The organism is Desulfitibacter alkalitolerans DSM 16504, assembly GCF_000620305.1.
GTDB classification, from domain to species: Bacteria; Bacillota; DSM-16504; order Desulfitibacterales; family Desulfitibacteraceae; genus Desulfitibacter; species Desulfitibacter alkalitolerans.
This window is the reverse complement of record NZ_KK211104.1, coordinates 229,630-255,684: the sequence shown is the minus strand read 5'-3', so window position 1 is coordinate 255,684 and position 26,055 is coordinate 229,630. Positions and strand designations below refer to the sequence as shown.

General features: G+C 52.6%; 26 protein-coding genes. All 26 read left to right on the top strand.

Annotated elements, in window-relative coordinates:
- The first annotated feature begins 11 nt into the window (after window positions 1-11).
- The 26 genes from K364_RS24900 (at window position 12) to K364_RS26435 (ending at window position 25,997) form a co-directional block, all read left to right on the top strand.
- Window positions 12-461, top strand: coding sequence for a PrgI family protein (locus tag K364_RS24900; RefSeq protein ID WP_035270261.1), 450 nt, complete (start codon window positions 12-14; stop codon window positions 459-461).
- Window positions 343-2,814 carry a VirB4-like conjugal transfer ATPase, CD1110 family gene (locus tag K364_RS0119365; protein WP_028309383.1) on the top strand — a complete coding sequence of 824 codons (2,472 nt, stop codon included), beginning with the start codon at window positions 343-345 and terminating at the stop codon, window positions 2,812-2,814. The genes K364_RS24900 and K364_RS0119365 overlap by 119 nt, the downstream gene beginning before the upstream one ends.
- 42 nt (window positions 2,815-2,856) lie before the next feature.
- The gene (locus K364_RS0119360) at window positions 2,857-3,687 is read left to right on the top strand and encodes a DUF6674 family protein (RefSeq protein ID WP_028309382.1); all 831 of its coding nucleotides are present in this window, start codon (window positions 2,857-2,859) and stop codon (window positions 3,685-3,687) included.
- 57 nt (window positions 3,688-3,744) lie between these two features.
- The gene (locus K364_RS24895) at window positions 3,745-6,102 is read left to right on the top strand and encodes a M23 family metallopeptidase (RefSeq protein WP_051534242.1); all 2,358 of its coding nucleotides are present in this window, start codon (window positions 3,745-3,747) and stop codon (window positions 6,100-6,102) included.
- Between the two features lie 25 nt (window positions 6,103-6,127).
- Window positions 6,128-6,358, top strand: coding sequence for a DUF4315 family protein (locus K364_RS0119350; protein ID WP_028309381.1), 231 nt, complete (start codon window positions 6,128-6,130; stop codon window positions 6,356-6,358).
- On the top strand, window positions 6,348-7,292 hold the full coding sequence (locus K364_RS24890; RefSeq protein ID WP_051534241.1) for a DUF4366 domain-containing protein: 945 nt from the start codon (window positions 6,348-6,350) through the stop codon (window positions 7,290-7,292). The genes K364_RS0119350 and K364_RS24890 overlap by 11 nt, the downstream gene beginning before the upstream one ends.
- 80 nt (window positions 7,293-7,372) lie before the next feature.
- Window positions 7,373-7,813, top strand: a complete 441-nt coding sequence (locus tag K364_RS24885; protein WP_051534240.1) for a hypothetical protein — start codon at window positions 7,373-7,375, stop codon at window positions 7,811-7,813.
- 92 nt (window positions 7,814-7,905) lie between these two features.
- Window positions 7,906-9,999: a DNA topoisomerase 3 gene (locus K364_RS0119335; protein WP_028309380.1), complete on the top strand. Its 2,094-nt coding sequence runs from the start codon at window positions 7,906-7,908 to the stop codon at window positions 9,997-9,999.
- A 35-nt stretch (window positions 10,000-10,034) separates the two neighbouring features.
- Window positions 10,035-10,292, top strand: a complete 258-nt coding sequence (locus tag K364_RS0119330) for a DUF4316 domain-containing protein (protein WP_242841752.1) — start codon at window positions 10,035-10,037, stop codon at window positions 10,290-10,292.
- Between the two features lie 84 nt (window positions 10,293-10,376).
- Window positions 10,377-11,087 carry a Flp pilus assembly protein CpaB gene (gene cpaB, locus K364_RS0119325; RefSeq protein ID WP_028309378.1) on the top strand — a complete coding sequence of 237 codons (711 nt, stop codon included), beginning with the start codon at window positions 10,377-10,379 and terminating at the stop codon, window positions 11,085-11,087.
- Window positions 11,077-11,811 carry a CpaE/TadZ family protein gene (locus K364_RS0119320; RefSeq protein ID WP_028309377.1) on the top strand — a complete coding sequence of 245 codons (735 nt, stop codon included), beginning with the start codon at window positions 11,077-11,079 and terminating at the stop codon, window positions 11,809-11,811. Before cpaB ends, K364_RS0119320 begins: the two co-directional genes overlap by 11 nt.
- A complete protein-coding gene (locus tag K364_RS0119315) occupies window positions 11,808-13,196 on the top strand; it encodes an ATPase, T2SS/T4P/T4SS family (protein WP_028309376.1) in 1,389 nt (462 codons plus the stop codon). The genes K364_RS0119320 and K364_RS0119315 overlap by 4 nt, the downstream gene beginning before the upstream one ends.
- A complete protein-coding gene (locus tag K364_RS0119310; RefSeq protein WP_028309375.1) occupies window positions 13,193-14,107 on the top strand; it encodes a type II secretion system F family protein in 915 nt (304 codons plus the stop codon). The genes K364_RS0119315 and K364_RS0119310 overlap by 4 nt, the downstream gene beginning before the upstream one ends.
- Before the next feature lie 12 nt (window positions 14,108-14,119).
- The gene (locus tag K364_RS27410) at window positions 14,120-15,025 is read left to right on the top strand and encodes a hypothetical protein (protein ID WP_242841751.1); all 906 of its coding nucleotides are present in this window, start codon (window positions 14,120-14,122) and stop codon (window positions 15,023-15,025) included.
- Between the two features lie 55 nt (window positions 15,026-15,080).
- Window positions 15,081-15,332, top strand: a complete 252-nt coding sequence (locus K364_RS0119300) for a hypothetical protein (protein WP_242841750.1) — start codon at window positions 15,081-15,083, stop codon at window positions 15,330-15,332.
- Window positions 15,333-15,416: 84 nt separating this feature from the next.
- Window positions 15,417-15,626, top strand: a complete 210-nt coding sequence (locus K364_RS0119295; RefSeq protein ID WP_028309372.1) for a hypothetical protein — start codon at window positions 15,417-15,419, stop codon at window positions 15,624-15,626.
- Between the two features lie 388 nt (window positions 15,627-16,014).
- Entirely contained in the window at window positions 16,015-16,224 is a 210-nt protein-coding gene (locus K364_RS0119285; protein WP_028309371.1) for a hypothetical protein, read from the top strand.
- A 46-nt stretch (window positions 16,225-16,270) separates the two neighbouring features.
- Complete coding sequence (locus K364_RS0119280) at window positions 16,271-16,753, top strand: DUF4320 family protein (RefSeq protein WP_028309370.1); 483 nt, start codon at window positions 16,271-16,273, stop codon at window positions 16,751-16,753.
- A gap of 25 nt (window positions 16,754-16,778) precedes the next feature.
- On the top strand, window positions 16,779-17,264 hold the full coding sequence (locus tag K364_RS0119275; RefSeq protein WP_028309369.1) for a hypothetical protein: 486 nt from the start codon (window positions 16,779-16,781) through the stop codon (window positions 17,262-17,264).
- Complete coding sequence (locus K364_RS0119270) at window positions 17,261-20,419, top strand: DUF8195 domain-containing protein (protein WP_028309368.1); 3,159 nt, start codon at window positions 17,261-17,263, stop codon at window positions 20,417-20,419. Before K364_RS0119275 ends, K364_RS0119270 begins: the two co-directional genes overlap by 4 nt.
- Window positions 20,419-20,832, top strand: a complete 414-nt coding sequence (locus K364_RS0119265) for a prepilin peptidase (protein ID WP_242841749.1) — start codon at window positions 20,419-20,421, stop codon at window positions 20,830-20,832. The genes K364_RS0119270 and K364_RS0119265 overlap by 1 nt, the downstream gene beginning before the upstream one ends.
- 24 nt (window positions 20,833-20,856) lie before the next feature.
- On the top strand, window positions 20,857-21,528 hold the full coding sequence (locus K364_RS24875) for a hypothetical protein (RefSeq protein WP_051534239.1): 672 nt from the start codon (window positions 20,857-20,859) through the stop codon (window positions 21,526-21,528).
- A 35-nt stretch (window positions 21,529-21,563) separates the two neighbouring features.
- The gene (locus K364_RS25855) at window positions 21,564-24,080 is read left to right on the top strand and encodes a YodL domain-containing protein (RefSeq protein WP_051534238.1); all 2,517 of its coding nucleotides are present in this window, start codon (window positions 21,564-21,566) and stop codon (window positions 24,078-24,080) included.
- A gap of 2 nt (window positions 24,081-24,082) precedes the next feature.
- Entirely contained in the window at window positions 24,083-24,649 is a 567-nt protein-coding gene (locus K364_RS24865; RefSeq protein ID WP_051534237.1) for a DUF3849 domain-containing protein, read from the top strand.
- Window positions 24,606-24,809 carry a transposon-transfer assisting family protein gene (locus K364_RS0119245; protein ID WP_028309366.1) on the top strand — a complete coding sequence of 68 codons (204 nt, stop codon included), beginning with the start codon at window positions 24,606-24,608 and terminating at the stop codon, window positions 24,807-24,809. The genes K364_RS24865 and K364_RS0119245 overlap by 44 nt, the downstream gene beginning before the upstream one ends.
- A gap of 765 nt (window positions 24,810-25,574) precedes the next feature.
- On the top strand, window positions 25,575-25,997 hold the full coding sequence (locus K364_RS26435) for a TnpV protein (RefSeq protein WP_330392584.1): 423 nt from the start codon (window positions 25,575-25,577) through the stop codon (window positions 25,995-25,997).
- Window positions 25,998-26,055 lie beyond the last annotated feature (58 nt).

The window sequence follows — 26,055 nt, the reverse complement described above, 5'->3', positions numbered from 1 at the left end:
TAGGTGAATCCATGCCATTTGTACCTGTACCCAAAGACCTTTCCAAGGTCAAAACCAAGGTTGCGCTAAACCTTACCAAGCGCCAGCTCATCTGTTTCGGCGCGGCTGGGGCTATCGGCGTTCCTGCCTATCTTCTGACGCGCGGGACGCTGGGCAGTGAGGGCGCGATGCTTCTGATGATCGGGCTGATGCTGCCGTTGTTCTTTCTCGCCATGTACGAAAAGGATGGACAGCCCGCCGAAAAAATACTGCGCAACCTTCTCCGCACCCGGCTCTGGCCGGGCAGGCGTCCATATGTAACAGAAAACCTGTATGAAATCATCGAAAAGGAGGGAAAAGCCTTTGCCAACCAAGAAAAAACAGCCGACAAGGCAAAAAAAGCGCCTGCCGGGAAACGTCCGTCAAACCAAAAACAGAAAAGCCTTGCAGGGAAAAAAGACAGCGCCAAAGCCGTCCGGTAACACGGGCGGCTTTGCTGCTTCTGTAAGGATGAAGCTGTTTGGCCGCGCCGACGCACCGCAAACCGCCCAGCAGTCCATACCTTACAGGGAAATGTACCGGGACGGCGTCTGCCGCGTCACCGACCGGCTGTATACCAAGACCATTGTCTTTCAGGACATCACTTACCAGCTGGCCCAAAACGAGGATAAGACGCAGATATTCGAGAACTACTGCAATTTCCTCAGCTATTTTGATTCCTCGGTCAGCGTCCAACTTTCCTTTATCAACCAGTACGGTAACCTGAAAGAATTTCAGCAGTCCATCGACATTCCCGAGCAGGAGGACGAGTACAACTCCATCCGCCGCGAGTATGCCGATATGCTAAAAAACCAGCTTGCCAAGGGCAATAACGGGCTGGTCAAAACTAAATTCATCACCTTCGGAATCGAAGCGGATTCCCTCAAAGCCGCCAAGCCCCGCATGGAACGGGTGGAAGCGGATATTCTCGCCAATTTCAAAACCATGGGCGTCAAAGCCCGTACCTTGAGCGGCCTTGAGCGGCTGGAGGTGCTTCACGGCCAGTTCCACCCCGACGGTCAGGAAAAGCTGCGGTTTTCGTGGGAGGATATCCCCAAAACCGGACTTTCCACCAGGGACTATATCGCCCCCACCAGCTTTGATTTCCGGGACGGCAAGACCTTCCGCATGGGGGAACACTACGGCGCGGTCAGCTTTTTATCCATCCTGGCCCCGGAGCTTACCGACCGAATGCTGGTGGATTTTCTGGATTTGGATACGGCTGTCACCGTAAATCTGCACATCCGCAGCATTGACCAGGCGGAAGCCATCAAGACCGTCAAGCGCAAGCTGTCCGACCTCGATAAAATGAAAATTGAGGAACAGAAAAAAGCCGTAAGAAGCGGCTATGATATGGACATCATTCCTACTGACCTTGCCACCTACGGCAATGAAGCCAAAACACTTTTAGAGGATTTGCAGAACCGCAATGAACGTATGTTCCTTGTTACTGTCCTTGTACTCAACACGGCAAAAAAGAGACAGCAGTTGGAAAACGACATCTTTCAGGCGGCAGGCGTCGCACAGAAATACAACTGTGCCCTGAAACGCCTTGACTACCAGCAGGAGCAGGGACTGATGAGCAGTCTCCCAGTAGGACTGAACCAGATCGAGATCAAACGTGGACTCACCACCTCGTCGGTGGCGATTTTTGTACCCTTTACCACCCAGGAGCTGTTCCAGCAGGGAGAAGCCCTGTACTACGGTCTGAACGCCCTCTCCAATAACCTCATTATGGCCAGCCGCAAACGCCTGAAAAACCCCAACGGCTTGTTTTTAGGCACTCCCGGCTCCGGCAAGTCCTTTGCCGCCAAACGGGAAATTGTCAATGTGTTCCTCTTAACCAATGACGACATCATCATATCTGACCCGGAAGCCGAATATTTCCCTCTTGTCAACCGGCTGGGGGGCCAGGTGGTCAAGTTGTCGCCGGTATCGGCACAGTACATCAACCCCATGGATATCAACCCGGATTACAGTGATGATGAAGACCCTTTGACCCTGAAAAGTGACTTTATCCTCAGCCTGTGCGAACTGATTGTGGGCGGCAAGGAGGGCCTGCAGCCGGTGGAAAAAACCATCATTGACCGGTGTGTCCGCCTGGTCTACCGGGAATACCTTGCAGCCCCATCCCCGGAGAAAATGCCCATCTTGCAGGATTTGTACAACCTGCTCCGCAAGCAGACCGAACCGGAAGCCCAGCACATCGCCACTGCGCTGGAAATCTATGTTACAGGCTCTTTAAATGTGTTCAACCACCGTACCAACGTGGACATCACAAACCGGTTGGTGTGCTATGACATCAAGGAGCTGGGCAAGCAGCTGAAAAAGCTGGGAATGCTGATTTTGCAGGATCAGGTGTGGGGCCGTGTGACCGCCAACCGTGCCACTCACCGCACCACCTGGTTCTACCAGGACGAATTCCACCTGCTTTTGAAGGAAGAACAGACCGCCGCCTATTCGCTGGAAATCTGGAAGCGGTTCAGAAAATGGGGGGGCATCCCCTCGGCGCTCACGCAGAACGTCAAGGATTTACTGGCTTCCCGTGAAATCGAAAACATTCTGGAAAACTCCGACTTCATCTATATGCTGAACCAGGCAGGCGGCGACCGGCAGATACTCGCAAAGCAGCTGGGCATCTCCAACCACCAGCTGTCCTATGTGACCCATTCAGGAGCCGGTGAAGGCCTGCTGTTCTACGGCAATACCATCATACCCTTCATTGACCGCTTCCCCAAGGATACGGAGCTGTACCGCATCATGACCACAAAGCCGGATGAAGTGAAGGGCGCATGAGTCTGATCCTTCAAATATAAGCAACAGGAGGTGTTTTAATCTATGAACGATACTACAACCCAAAGCGCGCCGCTTTTGGAAAATGAGCATGTAAAGGAGCTTTTAGCCATCCTGAAAGAAAACAGCGTAAGCGCTAAGGATTTTCTGGACGTCATCGGTTATGTGGGCGCAATGGAACGTCAGCTTGACGCGGCAGTGGGCGAGCTTTCAGCCATGCGCCGGGAGCTTGCCGACATGCGGGAAGAAAAAAATCATCCGGTCAGGACTTCCCTGCAAAAGGCAATCCAGGCGCTGGAAAACAAAATTACCGAAACAAGGGAACGGCTGGAAGCAGTAAAAGCCGGCATCATTGAGGGCTGTAAAAATGCCGTGGCTGCTTTTAAGGAAAAAGGCATAGCGGCGCTGGACGGCCTTGCGTCCCTCTTTCACATCCGGCAAGGGCTGGAGAAGGTGCAGGAAAGCATGGACCGTAATATCCGTTATGATGAACAGTCCATGAAAAAGATTGCGGCTGTCAGCGCCGAGTACCATGAGATCGGCAGGCATGTGAAAAATATGGGCCGTGCGGTTCAGGGAAAAGAGGCGATCCAGGAAGCAAAGCCCATGGGCAAGCTGGCAAAGCTCATACAGGCTCCCTACCGGCTGGATCAAGCCTGCTCAACTGCTATCAAACGACAGGCAGCTTCGGCCCTTGACAGTCTCGGAAAGCTGGAACAACGCTCTGTCATGCATCGTGAAAACCAAAAAGAGACGGGAAAGAATGAGAAGAAGCCGTCCATCCTGAAAAATCTGCAAGCGCTCAAGGAGCAGGCGGCACAAACGGCGCAGAACACTCCTGCCCCCCAGCGGAAAAAGGCGGAGGTCAGCCTGTAAATCTGCATCAGGGCGTACCTGCCGCCCGGTGCCTTGCAACGGAGGTGAGAAAGCAAAGTGTCACGCAAAGACAGATTTCAGGCAAAGGATAAGATTACCCACAAAATGACCCGCGACGGGCTGGTGGAGGTCAACGCCGCCACTGGCGAAAAAAACCGCATCAGCCGGCGAGGGCAGGATTTTAATTTGCAAAAGGGCAAAGCACCGCAGCAGGAAGCACTTGCCCATGAGTCCGGCAGACCGGACATTGCGCGCCTCCGTCATTCCTCACAGCACAAAAATGTAGAGCAAATCAGACGTATGGAACCGACACCCGGTGCAGAGCATCCGGCAGGTACAGTCGGTCAGTCCAACACTTCCCTATATGCAGTTCAAGGAATACCGGGTGAGCGGATGCCCGACCGGACAGGGAAAAGTGGGTTGCATCCAAAAACTCAGGCTAAAGCGAACGGGAAGCAGCAGTCGCAGAATATTTACCAGACAGATACATTTTCTGAAAATCCGGCTGATGCTTCCCTTCATGGCCGGCTGCATTTTGAAAAGGAACAGACCGCTGCGACCGATAAGCCCGCACTGCAACAAGGAACGGCATATTACCAAAGGTTTAGCCAGGATGCGGCCCGTCCACCAGACGGACAGCCTGTGTCCCAAACAGGCGGCATCGGCGTGAAGGAGACTCCGCCGCCCATGCCGTCCCCACAGGACGTTCCGACTTCGCATCAGACAACCCCATCCGCTAAATCCTCCAGTAGAGCTCCAAAACCGGGCAAGCTCCAATTTTCCCCAGAGGAACAGTCCGCTTCCGGGAAAAAGCTCGCTAAGGCACTGCGAAAAGCTGAAAAAATCGACAAAAAAATGGAACAGGCGCGGTACAGGCTCCCAGAAAGGAAAAAAATCAGGGCAGAACGTGTTTTTGATGAAAAGCAGAAGAAGCACGGTCACAAAATCCGCTTTGAAGCTGAGGTCAAAGCCCGACAGTCCAATTTCAAAGGCGTGCTTCCGCTCCGCCCTGTAAGGGCCGGCGCGAATTTATCCATGAGTTATGCCCACAGCAAGCTGTTTCAGTCCGAACAGGAAAATACGGGCACAGAGGCCGCCCACAAGGGGGAACTGCTTGCCGAAGGCGGACTGCGCACAGCCTACCGCCTGCATAAGACCGCGCCCTATCGCCGTGTGGCGAAGCTGGAGCGGCTTTCGGCAAAACACAATGCCAAACTAGCCTATCAGAAGCTGCTGCATGAAAATCCCCGGCTTAGAACCAATCTGCTGTCCCGGTTTATACAGAAACAAAAAATCAAGCGCCGGTACGCAAAAGCGGCGCGAGAATCCAAACAAGCGGCACAGTTGATGAAACAAGCCGGTGCAGCGGGCGGTAAAATTATTAAACTTGCGTCGGGCTTTGTACGCAGTCATCCGATGGTGATCGGCGGGATCGCGCTGCTGCTCCTGATGGTATTTTCTTTTTCAACGCTCCTTACCTCCTGTACCAACATGGCAATGGGAGGGTTTTCGTCCGTCCTGATGTCCAGCTACACCGCCGAGGATGAGGATATCGACGATGCGGAGCTGACTTATACGGAATGGGAAACCAACCTGCTAATGCGGATTCAGAACGCGCAGGCGGAACACCCCGGCTATGACGAGTACCGGTACAATGTAGACGATATCAGCCACAATCTATTTGAACTGATGGCCTACCTCTCCGCGAAATACCAGGACTTCACTTTTGCCACCATAAAAACTGAGCTTCAGCGGATTTTCAACGAACAGTACCGGCTTGAATTTGTGGCGCAAACAGAAATCCGCTACCGCACCGAAACCCGAACCGACCCGGAAACCGGAGAGAGCTATACAGTGGAAGTGCCCTATGAATGGCATATCCTTAATATCAACCTTACCTCCAAATCCTTCACCGATGTGCTTCAGCCGAATATGAACGCCGACGAGCGGGAAATGTACGGCCTGAATATGCAGACAAAGGGCAACCGGCAGTATATTGCAAGTCCCTTTGACTTTGACTGGATACCCCATGTTACCTGTTATTACGGCTGGCGAATCCATCCTGTCACAGGCGCAAAGGATTATCACAAGGGCATCGACATCGGCGTTCCCGTAGGCACGGACATTTTGGCAGGGCATGACGGGAAGGTAATCCAGGCGGCCTTTGACGCAGGCGGCTACGGCTACTATATCGCCATCGAAGGCAAGGACGGGCTGGTTTCAAAGTATGCCCACTGTGACCGGCTGCTTGCAAGCGTCGGACAACAGGTAAAAAAAGGCGACGTAATTGCCAAGTCCGGCAACACCGGGCGCTCCACAGGGCCGCACCTGCACCTGGAGGTACTGAAAAACGGACGGTATCTCAATCCGCTGTTCTTTGCCGAAACTCCGGACAGCGCAAATGACCGTCAATAACCGATAAAAGGAGGAATTTTAGACTATGAACCCCAGAATACAAAAAGTGATGGGAGAAATCGAGAAAACGAAAACAAAAATCGCGGAATTCCAGGCCCGTTTACGGGAACTGGAGCGGCAGAAAACCGAGTTGGAAAACGCCGAAATCGTTGCCATATTCAGAAAGGAAAAAATGACGGAGGATGAGTTCGCGCGGTTTGTCAGCGCCATGAGTGCAAAATCCGTTCCCAACAAGGAGGACAACCATGAAGAATAAAATGCTTACCGTTTTAGCGCTCATGCTTTTTATGAGCGCATTTTTACTGCACATGACAGCATATGCCTCCGGCTCTGCCGATACTAAGGCCCCGACACTCACCGCCAGACTTTCCGGTGAAACCCTCCATATCGAAGCAAAAGATGAGGATTCCGGTGTAGAGGCAGTCTACATTGACGGCCACAAGGTCAGCTACCCCGCAAAGGGAGTGCTGGATACCCCTCTTTGGACCTATTCCGGAACCGGACAGTATGTTTCGGTCTATGCGGTGGACCTTGCGGGAAACCGGTCGGGAACCGTGCAGGTAGAGAACCCGTATTACAAGGCTTCGTCAGCTGCCACGAATACATCGGCGGCATCTACCCCGAAAACCACGGAATCCGCTGTTCCGGCACAGACTCATCCCTTTACGCCGGAGGGCACCGGTACGACGGTCGATAATGCCACGGATGGCGATGGCAAGGAGTTTTTCACCATCACTACACAAGACAAGAATGTCTTTTATCTCATCATAGACCGCCAGAGGCAAAGTGAAAATGTCTACTTTTTAAATGCTGTCACAGAGGATGATTTGCGCTCCCTTGCCAAAAAAGGGAACAGCAATAGTGGTGTGAGTGCCGTGCCTACGCCTCAGACCACCCCCAAACCGGAAACAACGTCCAAAACCGAACCCAAATCTCAGCCGGAAAAGGGCGGCGACAGTACGCTGATCTTTGTACTGCTGGCAGTTATAGCCGCAGGCGGCGCAGGATATTACTTCAAAATATATAAGCCGAAACACCAGGCTGTGGATACGGACGAAGATGAACCCGAATATGAGGAGGAAGATACGCCCTTGTCCGGCGAGACAGAGCCAGGGGACGATTTTCTGCTTTCTGATGATGATTTAGGAGAATTTTCAGGGGACGATCCGACCGCACCAAAAGAAGAATAACCCTACGGCGATACGCGAAGCTGCGGGCTGGAACTATTATCCTGAGTATGCTACAATATTTTAACAAGCAGGTGATGAAAATGAACAATGGAGATATTGTCGGCAAGATACATGATTCCATGTATAGTCAGCTTCAAAAGGACGGCGTGGCTTCGCCCGTTCAGGTGCTGATGGATTTAGGCGTATTATCCGCTGGAGATTATGAAAGCTGGCGTTTCGGACGTGTGGATTATCTGGAACGGGTATGCCGCGTGAACCTTCATAAGCTGACTTTCATTATGAAGGAAATCCGCGCCTATGCCCGAAAAAACAACCTGAAAGCGTCGTGGACTTTTTACAAGCAGTGGGGACGCAAGGGGAAAAAGCTGTTGGCCAAACTGCGTTTTTCCAAATCCGGTGACGAAAACATCGAGAAAATGTACGCCACCCATTATATTTCCCCAAAACGCATATCGGAGTGTCAGAGGAATGGCGCCAACGCCTGTGACATCACAACACTCCCCGATACCCAGACCGAATAGCGTATACCATAGGCGAAAGCGCCGGTAATTTGCAAAACAGGCAGATTACCGGCGCTTTTCTCATGCACAGAAAGAAACGGAGGGATTACATTTTGAAACTGATTATCGCGGAAAAAAGCAGCGTAGGTCAGGCCATCGCTTCCGTCCTTGGCGCAACGGAGCGCGGGGACGGTTATCTGGAGGGCGGCGGCTATCTTGTGTCCTGGTGCGCGGGCCATCTAGTGGAGCTTGCACAGGCAGAGACTTACGATGAAAAGTATGGCAAATGGCGCTATGAGGACTTGCCCATCCTGCCGGAACACTGGAAATATGCCGTGTCCCGTGAAAAGGCAAAGCAACTGAAAGTCCTGCGGGAACTGATGAAGCGTCCAGATGTGGACTGCATTGTCAATGCCTGCGACGCCGGACGGGAGGGTGAACTGATCTTCCGGCTGGTATACGAATACTGCGGCTGCAAAAAGCCCATACAAAGGCTCTGGATATCCTCCATGGAGGAAAGCGCCATTACCGGGGGCTTTCGCAACCTTCGTCCCGGCACGGATTACGACCGGCTCTACCGGGCTGCCCTGTGCCGCTTACAGGCCGACTGGCTGGTGGGCATCAATGCCACAAGGCTGTTTTCGGTGCTGTACCGCCAGACACTCAATGTGGGACGCGTCATGACGCCAACCCTGGCTCTGCTCGTACAGAGGGAACAGGAAATTGCCGCCTTTGTCAGGGAGCCCTTTTATACACCGGAATTAAATTGCGGTACATTTATTGTTTTGGGCGAAAAGTACAAGGACAGGAAGGCCGCTGAAAGCATCCATAGCGCCTGCAACGTCAAAACCGCCGTTGTAAAATCCGTGGAGCGGCAGGAAAAAACCGTTGTGCCGCCCAGGCTCTACGACCTCACCACACTCCAGCGGGAGGCAAACCGCCTGTTCGGATTCACCGCCCAGCAGACGCTGGACTATATGCAATCGCTCTATGAAAAGAAGCTGGCCACCTATCCCCGTACCGACAGCAGATATCTAACCGAGGATATGGCGGCGGGACTTCCCGCCCTTGTGGAAACTGCGGCGGCTGTACTGCCTTTTATGAAGGGTATCGTTCCTAACGTTGACGCCCGGCGTGTGGTGGACAACAGCAAAGTCACCGACCATCATGCCATTCTTCCCACCGGGCAGATCAAGGACAGCGATCTTGCCGCTCTCCCTGCTGGTGAACGGAACATCCTGTTCCTTCTGGCCGTCCGGCTGGTCTGCGCCGTAGGTGAACCTCATCTCTATGCCGAAACTGTTGTAACGGTGGACTGTGAGGGCCATTCCTTTACGGCAAAGGGCAAAACCGTCCTGCAAGACGGATGGAAGGCCATTGAATCGGCTTACCGGGCTACGCTGAAAAACAAACCTGATAAGGACGGCGAGGACAAGGCGCTGCCTGAGCTTTCCAAGGGGCAGGTGTTTGAGAATGTTCGTACTGCTGTAAAAGAGGGCTTTACCTCACCGCCCAAGTCCTACTCTGAGGATACGCTGCTCAAAGCAATGGAAACAGCCGGATCAGAAGATATGCCGGAGGATGCCGAGCGCAAGGGCCTGGGCACTCCCGCCACTCGCGCCAGTATTATTGAAAAGCTGGTCAAGACCGGCCTGGCGGAACGGAAAAATAAACAACTGCTGCCCGCAAAAAAAGGCGTCAGCCTGATTGCCGTGCTGCCCGAGATCATCAAGTCCCCAGCCCTCACCGCCAAATGGGAGCACCGGCTGAAGCAGGTGGAGCGCGGAGGGCTTTCCGACGCGGAATTTATGGCAGGGATTGCAGAGCTGACGGTTAGCCTTGTGAAAAGCAACAGCGCGCTGAATCCAGACTTCATGAGATTGTTTCCTGCACCGGTGGGAAGCCGCAGTGAAGCGGTGGGCATCTGCCCACGCTGCGGCGGCAAGGTGTTGGAGGGCAAAAAAGGCTTCCTCTGCGAGAACCGGGACTGCGGCTTTGCCCTGTGGCGGGATAACCGTTTCTTTGCCTCTAAGAAAAAAGACCTCACAAGAGCTATTGCCGCCGCACTTCTTGAAAAGGGACTCGTTTCCCTGTCCGGGCTTTACAGCGAAAAGACCGGCAAAACCTATAACGCCGTGGTTATCATGGAGGACACTGGCAAATACGTCAACTTCAAACTGGAGTTTGAGAAGGGAGCTAAAAAATGAGTAAGCGTAGAAGAAATCAGGGGCGCGTATACCCTTTGCTGAAAGACAACAACCTCAAGAACGCAGAAATGAGCTTGGAGGGCAACTACAATCAAATCGACGGTATCCTGGAAAACGCCCCCTCCCGCGATGCAGATTTAACGGACGGCCAGACCTATGACGATTTGCGGGAGCTGGCCCCGGAAACCTTGCCGGAGGAAAAGCGTTCGGTGCTGGAGCGGCTGGAGCAGGCACGGGAACGTCAAAGGGCTGCCGCCGAACCGGAGGATGGTTGCCGGTCGATGGAACGATGACAGTTGCCCTGCCGGAACGTGTCGTTTATATACTCTTGGTAAACGGCATGTTCCGCGATCATTTGGAAGGAGGAAGCATACAGCTTGAAACTATTAAAAAACCGAATCTTTTTAAGCGCCCTCTGCCTTGTACTGGCGGCGGGCATTTCTTTTTTTCTCCTGCCGCGCTTATATGGGGATAAAAGCGCGACGGTAACGGTGCTGCGGGCGGCCCAGGACATTCCTGCCGGAACGGAGCTTACCAAGCAGCACCTTGTATCCGTGGAAGTGGGCAGCTTCGGCCTGCTGGAGGGCATACTGAACGACCCGGCGCAGATTGTGGGCAAGGTGGCGCAGACCGCCATTGCCAAGGGGGACTATTTCTTCCCGCAGAAGCTGGGCAGCTATCTTGCCAACGAACAGCTTGACCGCATCGCAAAAAACAACCAGCGCCTTGTTACCGTCAGTGTTTCGAGCATCGCGGCGGGGCTTTCCTCTCATCTTCGGGCCGGCGACATTGTGACGGTAGCTGTGTTTATGGAAAAAGCGTCCGATGGGAAGGCTTCCGCACCCCAGGTCATTGTTTACCCTGAGCTGAAAGGGCTGGAAACCTACAGTGTCGAGAACGCCAGGACACAGGACACCGCAAAGATGCGGGAGCAGCAAAAGGACAGCCAATCGGCAAACAGCGATCCGGTGGCCAGGGCCGTGACCCTCATTGTCACCGAAGCCCAGGCGGAAAAGCTCATTCAGGCGGAATACACCGGCAAGCTGCATTTAATCTTTGAGAAACGGGGTGTGAGCCATGGGCAGTAAAACCATTGCCGTTTGGGGAGGCAAGCACAGCGGGAAAACCACCTTTGCCGTGAACCTGGCCTGCGCCCTGTCAAAACGGGACGTGCTGGTGGGGCTCATTTCCTCCAATCTCACCTATGGAGAGCTTCAGACCTTTTTCGGTCAGACGGTTCCACCGAAGAAAGGCCTGTTTGAAGCGCTGGGCGCGGAGAATCCTAACATCGGGGAAATGTTCACCGCCTGTGGAGAAAGCAAAAATCTGTTTTTCCTGTCCGTACCCACCCGGTATTCCGGCCTGCTTTGCGACACCGTGACTCTGGAGGATGCAGAGAGAATGCTTGATGCCGCTTCCCTTGTGTTTGATGCCCTGATCGTGGACACAAGCGCGGAAGTCAACAATCCGGTTTCCGGTGTGGGCTTGTGGCTTGCCGACACCGTTTTTACCCTGCACAGGCCGTCCATTGCTGCACAGATGTGGTATATAGCCGTCTCTGATTTTATACGGGAGCTGCACCTTGGAGAAAAGCAGACCCATATCCTGCTATCCCCCAACGGTGAATTTGACGAAAAGACCTACCGCCATATGACGGGGCTGGCCTTTGCTTACGAGCTGCCCCATATCCGGCGGGCCGCGGAGCTGGAGAACGCTGGGACGCCCCTGTATTTCTTCCGTGACCGTTCCTGCAAGCGTTACGGAAAGGTGCTGGAACAAATTGCAGGCAGGATTGGAGGCGGGAAGCCATGAACGGCAGATTTTCAGTTAATGACCTGATTTACCGGGCCAACAAGCGGCGCTCCGACACAGGGGAAAGCGTCCCGGCCAGGGATTACGGCGAAATCCTCGACAGGCTCCAGCGGCTGATTGCTAAAAACCACTCTGCGGAGCTGGCGGAGGTGCTGTATTCGGAGGAGGCTGAAGGAAAGCTGAAAGACCTTATCATGCGCTATCTCAACAGCGAACAGCTGGTAGCTCGGGATGTGCGCAATATCTCCGAGTTGACAGACGCCATCTATTTTGATATGGCTGGTATGGGCCTGTTGTCCCCGTACTTGCAGGACAGCGAGACGGAGGAAATCAATGTCAACGGCTCCGGAGGCGTATGGGTGCTGTATAAGGATAGAAAGGTGCGCCTGAACGAAACCTTTGAAAACCCGGAAGCCTGCGCCAATATCGTGCGGAAAATGAGCCGGTTCGGGAATGTCATTCTGGACGGCTCCAAGCCCATCGGGGACAGCTTCATTGCCAAAGGCATCCGCATGTCCGGGGCAATCATGCCCTGCGTTGACCCCGACGCCGGGGCCATTGCCTCCGTCCGAAAGCAAAAGCCATCCTATATTACGCGGGAAAACCTTATCGGCTGGGATACGGCCACCGCCGAGGAACTGGACTTTCTGACCCTGTGCGTCAACAACGGCGTTTCCGTTGCCATTGCCGGAGCCACCGGCAGCGGCAAGACTGCGGACATGGGCTATATTCTGAGCTGTGTACCCTATGAAAGGCGCATTGTCACCATTGAGGATACCCGTGAGCTGTCTTTAGCCCAATATGATGAAAACGGCGTGATGCTAAACGATGTGATTCACCTGCTCACCAAGGAGGAACCCAATCCCGTCACCATGCTGGACTTGTTAAAGCTGTCCCTGCGGCTGCATCCCCAAGTCCTCGTCCCTGCCGAAATGCGCGGCAAGGAAGCCCTCACGGTACAGGAGGCCGGACGTACCGGACATATCATTGTCAGCACCCTCCACGCCAACGGTGCACGGGCGGCATATGACCGTATCCTGACCATGTGCTTGGAGGCCGGGACTTCACTTTCCGAAGAACGTCTCCTGAAAAACATTGTGGAAGCCTTTCCGATCATGCTGTTTAAGATGCAGCTTCCCGACAAGTCCAGAAAATACATGGAGATATTTGAAGCCACCGGCGTCAAAAACGGCGAAGTCACAGGCAACACCCTATACAAATATGTAGTTGACCACTACGAGAGAGACAAGGAAGGCAGGATTACAAAGGTTATCGGCAGCCACCGGCGCGTGGGCAATCTCTCCCCGGCCCTTGCCGAACGTCTTTTGGTGGGCGGCGTACCGCAAAGTGAAATCCGCCGTTTTTCAGAAGGAGGCGTAGCATGAACCCGATTCCTATCACCCTTATGGCTGTGTTTGCCCTCATCAGCCTTGCCTTGTTTCTCCTGCTGAAGCTGAATCCCTTTATCATGGAGCAGAACCCTTTGAAAAAGCGCCGCATGGTTTTGACAGGGACAAAACTGAAATTCACCGAACGGATAGGCCTTCACTTTTCGACGCTGTTCCGGCAGACCCGTTGTACGGCAAAGAAATTCCTTGCCATGGTGTTTGCCTCCATGGCTGGGGGCTTCCTGACAGGAGTGCTGCTGTTTGGCAGCGCGGGGCTTGCGGGGGTGATGGCTGTCTGTGTGCTGCCGGCCCCGTACTTTTACCTGACGGTGAAAAGCTCGGCGGCGGCCAGGGAGGAAATCGAAGGGTTAGAGAACACCATGAGCATCATTACCAACGCCTACGCAGGCTGTGACGACATCATCAAGGCGGTGGAAGCCTATGTGGAGGAAAAGAACCGGTATGTGCCGGTGCATTTGAGGGTTCCCACACCCTTTGATGAATTCATTACGGAGATCAGGCTGGTCAATCCCAACGTGGAGCATGGCCTGTACCGGCTGGCGGCAAAAATCAAGAACCGCTACTTTAGCGAATGGGTAAAGACCCTGATTCTCTGCTATCATGACCGCCGCTTGAAATTCGCCCTGTTTCCTATCATCCGGGCCATGAATGATGCAAAATCCATGCAGGTCGAGAGCGACGGCATGATGGTTCGAGTATGGCGGGACTACCTGATGACGGTGGGCCTGATGATCTCTATTATCCCTATGATGAAATTCGCCAACGCCGAGTGGTTTTACCTGCTGACCCAAACCATGGTGGGCCGGCTGCTGATTGTCCTCATGCTGCTGACCGCCCTCGCCACCGCCTTCTATGTCATGAAGGCCACATTACCGAACAACCGATAAGGAGGGATGCCGTTGTTTTACCAAATCATTGTATTTATTCTACTGACTGCGGCAGGAATTCTGATTTGCAGGCAGCTTTTAAAAATCCCGAAACTGAGCATGAAAAAGAACATCAAAAATGTACAGGCCGAAAAGGAAGCGATGGGCAATCGGCTGTTAAACCGCTTCATCATGCCCCTTGCAAGACCGGTTTCCCGGTTTGTTCCTCTCAATCCCGTCAAAGAAGCGAGGATGGCCTCCATACTGCGGCGGGGCGGTCTGGAGCTGACTCCGAAAGAATATTATGCCAGAGCCATTGTATGCGCGTCTTTCACCCTGCCCCTTGCGCTGCTGTTTATATTCCTCAGAGCGGTTAAGCTGGCACCCCTCATCCTGCTCCTTGCGCTGCTTGTCTACCGCCATTTTATGACCGACCTCAAAGACCGGATGAAAGAGAAAAAGAAGCGCATTGAAATGGAACTGCCGGGCTTTGTGCGCTCCATCCTGTACCGGCTGGAGGACAACCGGCACGACGGCAGCCGCCTGGTGGTGCAGGTGGATTTAATCCAGATTTTCGAGGATTATCTCAAGGTGGCAAGCGACGCTTTCCAGGAGGACGTGGCGATCCTTGTCATGGAAATGAAGGCAAAGGACATTGAAACCGCCCTGCGCAGCTTCAACGAACGCCTTGGCATCACCGACGTTTCTTTTCTGGTCAACGCCCTGATCGGCCTGTACCGGGGGGAACATCAGGGGGAGGCGCTTTCCTACCTGGCACGGGATATGGACATCAAGGCCAAAGAAGCAATGAAAAAGAAACTGGATACCCTGCCCCGCAGAGTGAAAATTGCCAGTATCCCCCTTGTAGCTATCACCATTGTAAGCCTGCTTTATGTCATTGGCTCCCACCTGATCCGTTCCATGGGGGGCCTTTTCTAATCCGTGAAAACGGGGCAATGCCCCTTTTCAAATACAATCTTAGGAGGTATGACCCATGCAAAGCATCAAAACTGTAATGAAAAATCCAGCAGAAAGGAGGACGATTTCCATGAGAAAATACATGTCAAACGCTCTTTGGAGAGCGAAAACCGCACTGATGAATCCCAGCGGCGATCAGATGACCGGCTGGCTCATCGTGGTACTGGTTGTCGTGGTAGTAGGTGCGGTGTTCATGACCCTGTACCAGGGTTCAATCACCACAATCTGGAACAGCATTGTTTCCAAAATCACCGGCTTGTTAGGCTAAGCCTGGCTTAACGGCACAATGTCATGGGAAGCAGCAGCTTCCCTTTTTCTTTTATTCAAAATCAAATTTACGGAGGTATGTACTATGTTTAAGACAATGAAAAACAAAATCCAGATGGCGGCCATGAAGGCCCAGAATGCATTGATGAACCAGAACGGCGATCAGATGACCGGCTGGCTCATCGTTGTACTGATTGTTGTAGTTGTGGGTGCGGTGTTTATGACGCTCTACCAAAGCTCCATCACACAGATTTGGAACAGTATTGTTTCCAAAATCACCGGCTTGCTGAACTAGCAGACGGCTTAATCCTTGTTCGGGAGGGAGCACACAGTTCCCTCCTTTTCCTTACTCAAAATCAAAAAACAAATTAAATGGAGGTATGTACTATGTTCAAGACTATGAAAAACAAAATCCAGACGGTGGCTGTGAAGGCCAGGAACACACTGATGAATCCGAGCGGTGACCAGATGACCGGTTGGCTCATTGTAGTGCCGTTGTAGTGGTGGGTGCGGTGTTCATGACGCTTTATCAGAGCTCTATCACCACAATCTGGAATAATATCGTTGCCAAGATCACCAATCTGCTGAAATAGCGGACGGCTTAATACTTGCCGGTTCGGGAGGGGGCACACAGTTCTCTCCACTTCTTTAATCAAAAATATATATTTACGGAGGTATGTACTATGTTTAAGACAATGAAAAACAAAATCCAGATGATGGCTGTGAAGGCTGGGAACACACTAATGAACCCCAGCGGCGACCAGATGACCGGCTGGCTCATTGTGGTGCTGGTTGTTGTAGTGGTAGGCGCTGTATTCATGACCCTGTATCAAAGCTCTATCACCACAATCTGGAACAATATCGTAACCAAAATCACCGGTCTGCTCAGCTGATGAGCGTTTCAAAGGCAAATTTACAGAAACAGGAGGTGCAAGGCCAATGAACAGCAGGCACCGGGGCATACGGGGGAGATTTTCTCCCCCGTTGTCCTTTCAAAAGCTGCTTTCCGATAAGAAAGGCAGCAGCTACTTCGATTTAATCATAAAAACTCTTGTAGTGCTATCGCTCATGGTTACGGTCATGAGCTTTTTAAGCGTTTTTACCACATATCTAAACCTGAACCATGTCTGCCGCCGCGTTGTCCGTGTGGTAGAACTGGAGGGGCAGGTTTCCGACCGGGCCTATGACGTGTTTTACAGGCTCAAGCAGCAGACCGACCTATCGCCGGAAATGACCGTTGAAAATGTATCATATTGTGAGGATCAGAAAATCCAGCTGCGGGATACCTTTACCGTCACCATGACCTACAGCTATCCCTTTACCATTTTCACGCCAAGCTTTGCACCACCCGTAGAAATACGGATTCCCATGAAAGTCAGTATTACCGGAATGTCGGAAAAATATTGGAAGCTCGCAGAGTGAGCACACCGGAAAGGAGGTTAATGCCATGGGAAAAATCAAAGGGATACTGAAAAACTGCAGGGGTGACGCCTTTGTGTTCATTCTTATTCTCGTCTTTTTTATTCTTACGTTATCGGCCATTTTAATCGAATATTTCCGCATGGAAAGCCTGTACCAGCAGGTGGAATATGTGCTCCAGCGGGGTGTAAACAGCTCCGTGGAGTACGCCATGCGCGACGAATACCGCAGGGACGGCTATGCCCTGCTGGATACGGAGGCCGCAGAAGAAAAGCTGTATGAGTACCTGCATGAAAGCATGGGGCTGGATTCGGAGATGAACAAATATGCCGGTGAGGAATGGAACTACCGGCTTGAAATTCAAAGCATCCATGCGACGGAAAGCCCGCCCCGGCTGACGCTGGACGGGGAGCTTAGAACCCGCAGCATTTTCAGCTTCCTGACCGGAGAAGTGCGGTTTCCCTTTAGCATATCCAGCGTCAACACGCGAATTACGGAAGGAGGTTCCGAATGAAACGAAAATATTTGTTAGTCCTGCCGCTGATGTTTGTCTGCTGCCTGCTCTTTTCCACCAAGGCGTTTGCCGCGTCAGACAGCGATATACAAATCCATGTGGCTTCCCCCATAGACAGCCTGACCAATGAAAGCGGTGTGGTGGCCGTGGAGCAGTTCCCGGCTGAAATCCCCATCAGCGTCACGGCGTCCACCGGAGCGCTGACGGAAATAAAACTGGAATACGGCGGCGGGGGCCGGATGATACCGCCCGATTATACCCTGGCGGTGGAAAGCAAGGAAAAATGCGGCCCCTATACCATTACGGCAAAAACCGACCAGGGGGCTATCATGACGGTTACGGTCAACGTGGTGTTTCAGGTTCGGGCAACCTACGACACCCGATACCGCACCATCGGCATGAACGTGACCAGGATTTATGAAGGCGATACGCTTTTAAAGTCCTTCCCGGAGCCCCAGCGCATCGACCTTGTAAACGCCAATACCGTAGCCGATTATGAGCAGGAACGCATTGCCGCCTGGATCGGCAGACAGGACGGCGGCACCTATACCTTAAAAGGAAGCCTCGTGGTGAAAATTCACAATATCTCAACAGGCGAAGTTTACGGTATCTATGATACAAACACGGATTTTGAAGCACTGACCACCCATTACGGATGGACGAAAAAAGCACTGGTTGCCTTTGAAACCATGCGGAATACAGCGCTGTCCTATCAAGCCCCGGTAAAAATAGATATAGACGCGACCTGGTGCGACGAGAGCAAGAAAGAGGTTTACGGTACGCTCACCGCTCAGGACAAAGGAGTACCGATACTGCTCTATCCCTATCAAACCACATCCGTTACTTTTGCGAAAGATGATATTCCCTTGTCCCGAAACTTCATCTATTGCGGCCTTGAATGGAATTACACGCCGGAAAGCACCGAATATACCGATGGAGAAAGCAAAACCCAGACCAGTATTATACAAAAAATCAATTACAAAATTCCGATGACAAACTTCTATTTCAAGTTCAAGGCCTGTGACGGAAACGACCTGTCGGTTGCCATCCGCGCCCCTGCTACGGTATACCGGGGGGATAGCTATTCCTTTACCGTGATTTACATGAACAGCGGGAAAAGTCCGGCCTATGACGTATCCCTCAAAGGCACGGTAGACAGCGTTTTGATCAAGGAAATCCCTGCTATACAGGATTTTTCACCCAATGAGAGCAAGACCTACACCATAAAGCGCACAGCCGACACTAAAGCCGATGTGATACACTTGTGGGCAAATATCGGCGTACCGGATGGTTTTATCGACGCCAACCTTTCCAACAATACAGCCATGGCAGACATCAGAGTGATTGACAAGCCTGCTCCGAAGCCGACGAATCCACCGGGACCGAAGGACAATCCGGATAATCCTGTCCCTCCTGATGACAAACCTGAGCCGAAAAAGATGTGTAACCTGTCTGCAAGCATTCTTGCACCACCGACTGTATATGAGCATGAGACTTACAGCTTTACAGTCAGCTTCACGAACAGTTCCGATAAGGAGCTTACAAACGTGATGTTACAGGGGACGAATAACGATTCTGCTTTGGAACAAATTCCGAAGACCTGCAGCTTCAAACCCCAGGAAACAAAATCATTTACAATCACAGACAAGGCAGGGAACAAGGGCGAAGTGTACAGGCTTTGGGCAAATATCGGTGTCCCGGAGGGCTTTATAGATGAGAATCCAAGCAATAACACCGCAACTTCAAAGATCACCGTTATTGAGAGAACACCTAACAAGCCGACAAATCCTGATAATCCACCGGATAAACCGGATAAACCGCCCAAAGAGCCTGATAAGCCCCCGGTGAACCCCGACAAACCGCCGGTAAATCCGGACAAACCTCCTGTAAACCCGGATAAGCCACCGGTTAATCCTGATGTACCAAAAGGAAAGCTGTGCGATTTATGGGTTAACATATCTTCTCCACCAACGATCTACGAACAGGAGGAATACAGCTTTACAGTTTACTTTACCAATGATACCGACAAAGCGGTGACAGGAGCAAACCTAAGTACTACGGTTGATAATACGGCAGTTAAGGAAGTAACCTCAACAGCAAGCTTTGAAGCACATGAAACAAAGACTTTTGTTGTCAAAGGAAAAGCCGGAGAGAAGGGAACAACCATCAAACTCAGGTCAGCTATTTCACCACCGCAGGAATATACGGATACAACCTTAAGCAACAACACGTCCGATGCTGAAATTCCGGTGATGGAACGTCCCTATGACCTGGATGTGCAACGGATAACACCCGACCAATACAAGAAAAACCAGACAGTCATCAGCACCATCAAGGTGTCCAACAAAGGAAGCAAGGACTTTACGCCCGGACAAAAGGTTTCCGTCCTGTTTGAAATCCCGGAGCTTTCACTTAAAAAGCGTGTCGATGCCATGGTTATGGAGCAAAACACCTGGAACGTCGTCTCGGTCAGATGGGATACGCCCAATGTCCAGGCCGATAAGTACATCACCCTGATTGCCACCATCAATCCTGACCGGAATTTAAATAATGAAACATCTTTTGCCAATAATACCTACACCCAAAAGGCCGTCATCAAAAATGTCACCTATGACGAGCCGGAGGAAAGCCGGACGCTGCCCGACCCGCCGCAGAGGAAGGAACAGCCCAGGGTGACATGGTGGGAACAGCGGTATGAAAACGGCAAATTTGTATGGCATGAGTATTATGCCGAGCTAAAGGTAAGCGCAGAACTGGATTATGCCACAAAAGGCAAAGGATATCTCAAGTCCGGCTATGGCTATTCCATCAAGGTCATCGCCTCCGTCAGCACCAACTACGACAGGCCGGAGCTGATTACTGCCCCGCAGACGGCAGAGGTATATCTGCCGGAATACCGCTATAATACCGCCATTCCTTTAGTAAAAGAAGACGGCCTGTTTGTTTTCAAGGAGAATCCCGCATCTCCCTTTAAGTACCGGAAGCAGTATGTCCCCATCTGGTTCCCCGACGACAAGGACTACACCGTACAACTTCTTGTCACCGATGTACATACGCCGGGCGGCACCCTGTCCCGGTGGATTACGGGCGGACAGCTTGCCATTCCTGTAATGGACAGCATGTATTCCGACGACGTGACGGGAGGTGACTGGTAATGGTGCTGCTGTTTTGCGCCATCCCCCTCCTGTGGGCGGCGGTTACGGACTTGAAAAAGCGGATCATTCCCGACTGGACATGGATTGCCATTCTCCTGACCGGGCTTGCATCCGATTTTTTGCTGCCTGCCCCGGTCCTGTATGAACGAATCGCGGGATGCCTTCTGCCAGGGCTCTGCCTTTTATTCCTTGCCATGAAATACAGCGGCGTGGGCGGCGGCGACATCAAGCTGACGGCAGCCATGGGTTTTGCTTTCGGGCTGAATACCCTTGCGGCCATCCTCCTGCTTGCCTTGCTTCCTGCCTGCATTTACGCAAAAGCGACAAAGCAACGGAGTGTGCCCCTGGCCGTCTTTTTATGTGTCGGCGCTTTCAGCTTTGCCGTTGTCGTATTTGTTTTCAGCCGGATTTGAGGATGAAATGGAGGTGCTTTTTATATGGCTGATGAAAAACGGATGATTGAAAATTATGAAGTGAAACATGCCATCCACCTTTCAGGCGGCGAGGTGGTGCTGGCTGAGGATGCTTCTGCCGCCGAGCCGTTCATGGTGTGTGACTGCTCCTGGGATAACCCGTTCAGTGTGGATGTATATTCCAATATTGCGGTCAGCGCCGATTATCTGGAAGTCATGAAAGAATTTTTAAACCGGACAGCAAAGCGTGTTGAGCTTATTGAAAAGGAACGTGCCCTGCGCGGTGTTTCCAATATTCCCTTGACCGCCGATGATTGCATATCGGGCAGCCGGGGATGGAATTACGAAAACCGGCTTATCGTCATTGCCCCGGGAAAACTCACACCCGCAGCGCGCACTGCCGACCATCAACTGCTGCTTGCCACGGGCGGCAACGGCTGCGATCCGGATGCACGGGGCACTGCTGTTTTCTGCACGAACCTGTTCACCGGCAAAGCGATGCGTTGGGAACGGTATTACATAGCCGGCGTGATCCGGCCCGACCGTATGCCGGAGTGGGCGGCGGAAAAGCTGTCGGCGCTTCAAAAGGCGGAGGGAAAGCAATCCGTGCTTGGGAAACTGGATGCCGCAAAGAAAACCGCCGCGCGGGTCAATCCCACACCGAAAGAACCTAAACACAGAAAGCCGGAGCGTTAATCCGGTTCTTTTCCATGTGAGAAAGGAGGCACACAATGGCTGATAAGGCCAACAGCACAAAAAATCAGGTGAAGGAAATCACCGACCGACTAGAACAGGGCGTTAAAGACCTGTTTATCGGTGAAAAATATTTGTCCTACCTGCAAACCATGTCCCGGTTCCACCGCTACAGCACCCGGAACACCCTGCTCATTTATATGCAGAAGCCCGACGCCACGCTGGTGGCAGGATACCAGGCATGGCAATCCAAATTCGGCAGGTATGTCAAACGCGGCGAAACGGGCATCAAAATCCTTGCTCCCACGCCCTTTACCGTTACAAAAGAACAGCAGAAGCTTGACCCGGATACCCGCCGTCCCATACTCGGCGCAGACGGATTGCCCGTCACGGAGGAAGTGGAGGTGCGCATTGCGCGCTTTAAGGTCATTCCCGTATTCGACGTATCACAGACAGACGGAAAACCTCTGCCAAGCCTGGTGGAGGATTTGACCGGCGACGTGAAGCACTATGCGCTTTTTCTGGACGCTCTTAGGGCCGTATCTCCGCTGCCCATCCGGTTTGAACCACTGGAACCCGGCACGGACGGCATCTGCCGCATGGGAGACAGTATCGCCATCCGTACCGGAATGAGTGAAATCCAGACCGTTTCGGCAATAATCCACGAGATCGCCCATGCCAGGCTCCACGATTTGGAGCGTTTGCAGCAGGAGGACGAGACAGCAAAGCCAAAAGACCGGCGCACCGAGGAAGTAGAGGCCGAAAGCGTTTCCTATGCCGTGTGCCAGTATTACGGCATTGAAACCGCCGCCAACAGCTTCGGGTATCTAGCCGAATGGAGTAAAACCCGTGAATTAAAGGAATTGAACGCTTCGCTGGACATTATCCGCAAAACGGCGGCGGAGCTTATTGACAGCATTGATGAAAATTTCCGTATGCTTGCCAAGGAGCGAGGGATTGATCTTACACCCAAAGAGCAGGACGAGACCGCGCCGGAGCCGTTGCCTGTGCCGGATGCTCCTGTTTCAGGCCAGGAGCCTTCACCCGCGGTAGAGCCCGAATTAAAGCCCAACCAGCATATTGAGGAAATCAGCGGCGTGGAGTATATCGTCACCGGCCCCGCACCGTCATACACACCAAAGCCTGAAAAGCAGTATGAATTGGGCTACGGTCATATGGGGAACGGCCTGACCGTCTGGAACCGTTTGGAGGAAAAGGACGGCGATTACGTCACCGTGGCGCATATTGCCACTGACCGCAGTGTGACGTTCTATGACAAGGATATGCCGGATGATGTGAAGGCTCAAATCGAGGAAACCGCTCGTACCACCGAAATGAGTGTGTCTGCTACGCAGGATGCACCGGTTTTCTCCGTACCGCCCGTTGCCGGCACACCAGAACAGGCAGCACCGCATCAGGAGCAGGATGCGCCCGTCGAACCGGAAACAGACGATTTCTTGCCCGACCCCGCTATCGAGCTGTCCGAGCGCGACCTGTACGGCTACACCGACCCCTCCATGCTTCCGCTGCTGAAAGACCGGGCGTTGGCGCTGTATGACGCCGACCATACCGTTTACATGCTGTACCCGGACAACACCGAGGCCATGGTTTTTGAACGGGACGAAATCGTCGGACATGACGGGATTTTCGGCATTGAGGCCGGGGAATGGCAGGCATCGCGGGAGTACGCTATGTTAAAAGACGCCTCCAGAAACAGTGAAGCATCGCGGGAAGCAGGGCTGCTGTACGGTGACAGGGACTGCTTTGGTATCTTTCAGTTAAAGGGCGGCGAGGAACTGCATTTCCACCGTTTTACACCGCTGGAACAGCTGAAAAAAGACGGCCTGACCGTAGACCGGGCCAATTACGAGCTGGTCTATGTCGCGCCCCTGTCGCCTGACGATACGCTGGAAGGCATCTTTGAGAAATTCAACCTGCACCATCCCGCTGACTTTCGGGGACACAGCCTATCGGTCAGCGATGTGGTTTGCCTGCAACGAAACGGCGGGAGCACTTCCCATTATGTGGATAGCTTCGGCTTTAAGGAACTGCCCGCTTTTTTGGGAAATGAGAAGCAGCCGGAACTTGACCCTGTAATGGAGCTTGCTACCCGTCTTGATAAATTTGCCGAGAATTTTGACACTTACGGCTACCGCGATGATGTGGAAGACAAAGAGGAAAATATCCGCTCCATAGCGCGGGATATTGAAAACGGCGAGCTTTCCGGCATGAAAGAAATGCTGCAATATGCCATCGAGGAAGAAACCGATGTGCCCGAAGCTACAGCCCTGTTACAGCAGCTTGCAACCTATGAAAAGCCAAAGGAACCGGAACCCGCTGCTCCCACCGTCTCCGAACTGGAGGAACAGGCTAAGCCCGGGAAGCAGATTTCTCTCCTTGACCTTGCAAGAGCGGTCAAAAACGAACAAAAACAGCCCGGACGCACGGAAAAGCCCTCCATCCTTGCGAAATTGCAGGAAGGTAAAAAAGCAGTTTCCCAGGGAACCGACACACAGAAAACCGCGCCAAAGCGCGACGGAGAACGGGAGGTATGAGAATGGAAAATCAACCAGTTTATAAACAGGATGCAGATTATGCAAGACAACAGGATGAGCTTGCCCTTTACCGGGACAGCAACCGTATAAATGGAGCCTGTGCCCAGGCAATCGAACAAGCCATAAAAGACAGCAACTATGCTCTCTACCGGTATGATTTAGATAGCGCTGCACAGAAGGTTATTGCGGAATACGGCGCGGAGCGTGTAGCCTGGGTATTGGCTGCCACCTTGCAGAATCTGGAGCATGACGGGCGTTTTTCCCGTTACAACAAGGATTGGGGTAAAGGCTTTTCCATACCCAAAGAAAGAAGCATTTATTATACGATAAATACCCACCCCACCGTACTGGACGGATTTATTGACGTGGCGCGGAAAGAGTTTGCTGCACTGGAAAAATCCGCTCCGAAAGCTGAAAAAAAGACCTCCGTTCTAAATCGGCTGGAAGAAGGCAAAAAGGCTGCCGTACAGGAGACAAGCAACCGAAAGGCACTTCGAAACGCGACAGCGGACGGGAGGTGTAATAATGGGCTTTACCGTAGAAGAAATCAATCTCATGTGTGTCTATGACACAAGCGACAGAGGCAGACTGCTTACCGGGATACGGGAGAGCCTGCCTCATCTGTTGGAACCGGAACTGAAAGAACTGGCGCAGGGCATAATCGGCAGGTTGGAAGCCATGACTGACCGGGAATTCGCCGCCCTTGTCCTTGCTCCGGACTATGAATGATAGAAGAAACGGAGGTGTAGCACGATTTGGCTACGAAATTTCAGATGTATTCCCAGCTGGCGGAGCAGCAGGCCCGGCAGATTACGCAGGGGCGCAGGAATTGGACGCGCTTTCTGGACACGGCGGCAAGGCTGTACCGGTATTCCTTTGCCGACCAGCTGATGATTTACGCCCAGCGCCCCGACGCCACGGCCTGCGCGCCTATCGAAACCTGGAACAGCCCCATGAACCGCTGGGTGCGGCGCGGCGCAAAGGGGATTGCCCTTATGGATGACAGCGGCGACCGCCCGGCACTGCGGTATGTCTTTGACATATCGGATACCGAGCCCGCACGGGAGGATGCACGCGTCCCCTTTTTATGGGAGCTTCGAGAGGAACATCATGCGCCCGTCATGGAATACCTTGCAAAAACCTATGACAATGTGGAGAACGATTTGGGTACTTCCCTTTACAACATTGCATCTCAGCTTGCAAGGGAGTATTATGACGATAACGCCCGTGAAATCGGGTACATTGCGGAAGGCAGTTTTTTGGAAGACTATGACGAGCTTAATCTTGAAGTGGCTTTCCGGGAAGCGCTGACCGTCAGCATTGCCTACAGCCTGATATCCCGCTGTGGCCTGAACACGGAGGAATATTTTGAGGACGGGGATTTTCAAAAGGTTTTTGAATTTAATACTCCTGCCGCCGTTTACGCGCTGGGCACGGCGGTCAGCGACCTGTCCGAACAGGTTTTAAAGGATATCGGGGCTGTTATTAAAAAATATGAAAGGCAGAAAGCCGCCGAAAGGAGCGCCCAATATGAGCAAAGAGATAGAAACGGACAACAGCCGTCCGCTGACCTACAGCCAGGCAGGAGATTATCTGCTTCCCGATCTGATTCTGGAAGAACAGGCTTCACCGGTGACGGAGGAGACAATCGGCAAATACGGACGGATGCGGAAAAACTTCCTGAAACAGCACCGGGCCATGTCGTACAATTCCCTGCTTCTCGGAGAGAAGCTGTATCACCACCTGCGGGAGATCGACCGGACAGCGAACGAGAGAATGGAACAACTGATGAAGGAGCTAACCGGGAAGAACCCGCCCCCGGACAAAACGACAGATCAGATGGGCTGGGTGAGCCACATGAACAGTCTGAAAGCCCAGGCCGAGGAAACCATTTTGAACGAACTGATTTACAATTAAACGAAACATCGGAAGAAATACCGCCCGAGCAGGAACCACCTGTACCGGGCGGTATTTC

Excerpts from the sequence above, each read along its gene's own strand:
- K364_RS24885 (WP_051534240.1), top strand. The coding sequence starts at position 7,373 with ATGAACAATGGAGATATTGTCGGCAAGATACATGATTCCATGTATAGT.
- K364_RS0119295 (WP_028309372.1), top strand. The coding sequence starts at position 15,417 with ATGTTTAAGACAATGAAAAACAAAATCCAGATGGCGGCCATGAAGGCC.
- K364_RS0119320 (WP_028309377.1), top strand. The coding sequence starts at position 11,077 with ATGGGCAGTAAAACCATTGCCGTTTGGGGAGGCAAGCACAGCGGGAAA.
- K364_RS0119245 (WP_028309366.1), top strand. The coding sequence starts at position 24,606 with ATGGGCTTTACCGTAGAAGAAATCAATCTCATGTGTGTCTATGACACA.
- K364_RS0119310 (WP_028309375.1), top strand. The coding sequence starts at position 13,193 with ATGAACCCGATTCCTATCACCCTTATGGCTGTGTTTGCCCTCATCAGC.
- K364_RS26435 (WP_330392584.1), top strand. The coding sequence starts at position 25,575 with ATGAAAGGCAGAAAGCCGCCGAAAGGAGCGCCCAATATGAGCAAAGAG.
- K364_RS24890 (WP_051534241.1), top strand. The coding sequence starts at position 6,348 with ATGAAGAATAAAATGCTTACCGTTTTAGCGCTCATGCTTTTTATGAGC.
- K364_RS24875 (WP_051534239.1), top strand. The coding sequence starts at position 20,857 with ATGGCTGATGAAAAACGGATGATTGAAAATTATGAAGTGAAACATGCC.
- K364_RS0119300 (WP_242841750.1), top strand. The coding sequence starts at position 15,081 with ATGCAAAGCATCAAAACTGTAATGAAAAATCCAGCAGAAAGGAGGACG.
- K364_RS24900 (WP_035270261.1), top strand. The coding sequence starts at position 12 with ATGCCATTTGTACCTGTACCCAAAGACCTTTCCAAGGTCAAAACCAAG.
- K364_RS0119315 (WP_028309376.1), top strand. The coding sequence starts at position 11,808 with ATGAACGGCAGATTTTCAGTTAATGACCTGATTTACCGGGCCAACAAG.
- K364_RS25855 (WP_051534238.1), top strand. The coding sequence starts at position 21,564 with ATGGCTGATAAGGCCAACAGCACAAAAAATCAGGTGAAGGAAATCACC.
- K364_RS0119285 (WP_028309371.1), top strand. The coding sequence starts at position 16,015 with ATGTTTAAGACAATGAAAAACAAAATCCAGATGATGGCTGTGAAGGCT.
- K364_RS0119275 (WP_028309369.1), top strand. The coding sequence starts at position 16,779 with ATGGGAAAAATCAAAGGGATACTGAAAAACTGCAGGGGTGACGCCTTT.
- K364_RS24865 (WP_051534237.1), top strand. The coding sequence starts at position 24,083 with ATGGAAAATCAACCAGTTTATAAACAGGATGCAGATTATGCAAGACAA.
- K364_RS0119280 (WP_028309370.1), top strand. The coding sequence starts at position 16,271 with ATGAACAGCAGGCACCGGGGCATACGGGGGAGATTTTCTCCCCCGTTG.
- K364_RS0119360 (WP_028309382.1), top strand. The coding sequence starts at position 2,857 with ATGAACGATACTACAACCCAAAGCGCGCCGCTTTTGGAAAATGAGCAT.
- K364_RS0119270 (WP_028309368.1), top strand. The coding sequence starts at position 17,261 with ATGAAACGAAAATATTTGTTAGTCCTGCCGCTGATGTTTGTCTGCTGC.
- K364_RS0119265 (WP_242841749.1), top strand. The coding sequence starts at position 20,419 with ATGGTGCTGCTGTTTTGCGCCATCCCCCTCCTGTGGGCGGCGGTTACG.
- K364_RS0119350 (WP_028309381.1), top strand. The coding sequence starts at position 6,128 with ATGAACCCCAGAATACAAAAAGTGATGGGAGAAATCGAGAAAACGAAA.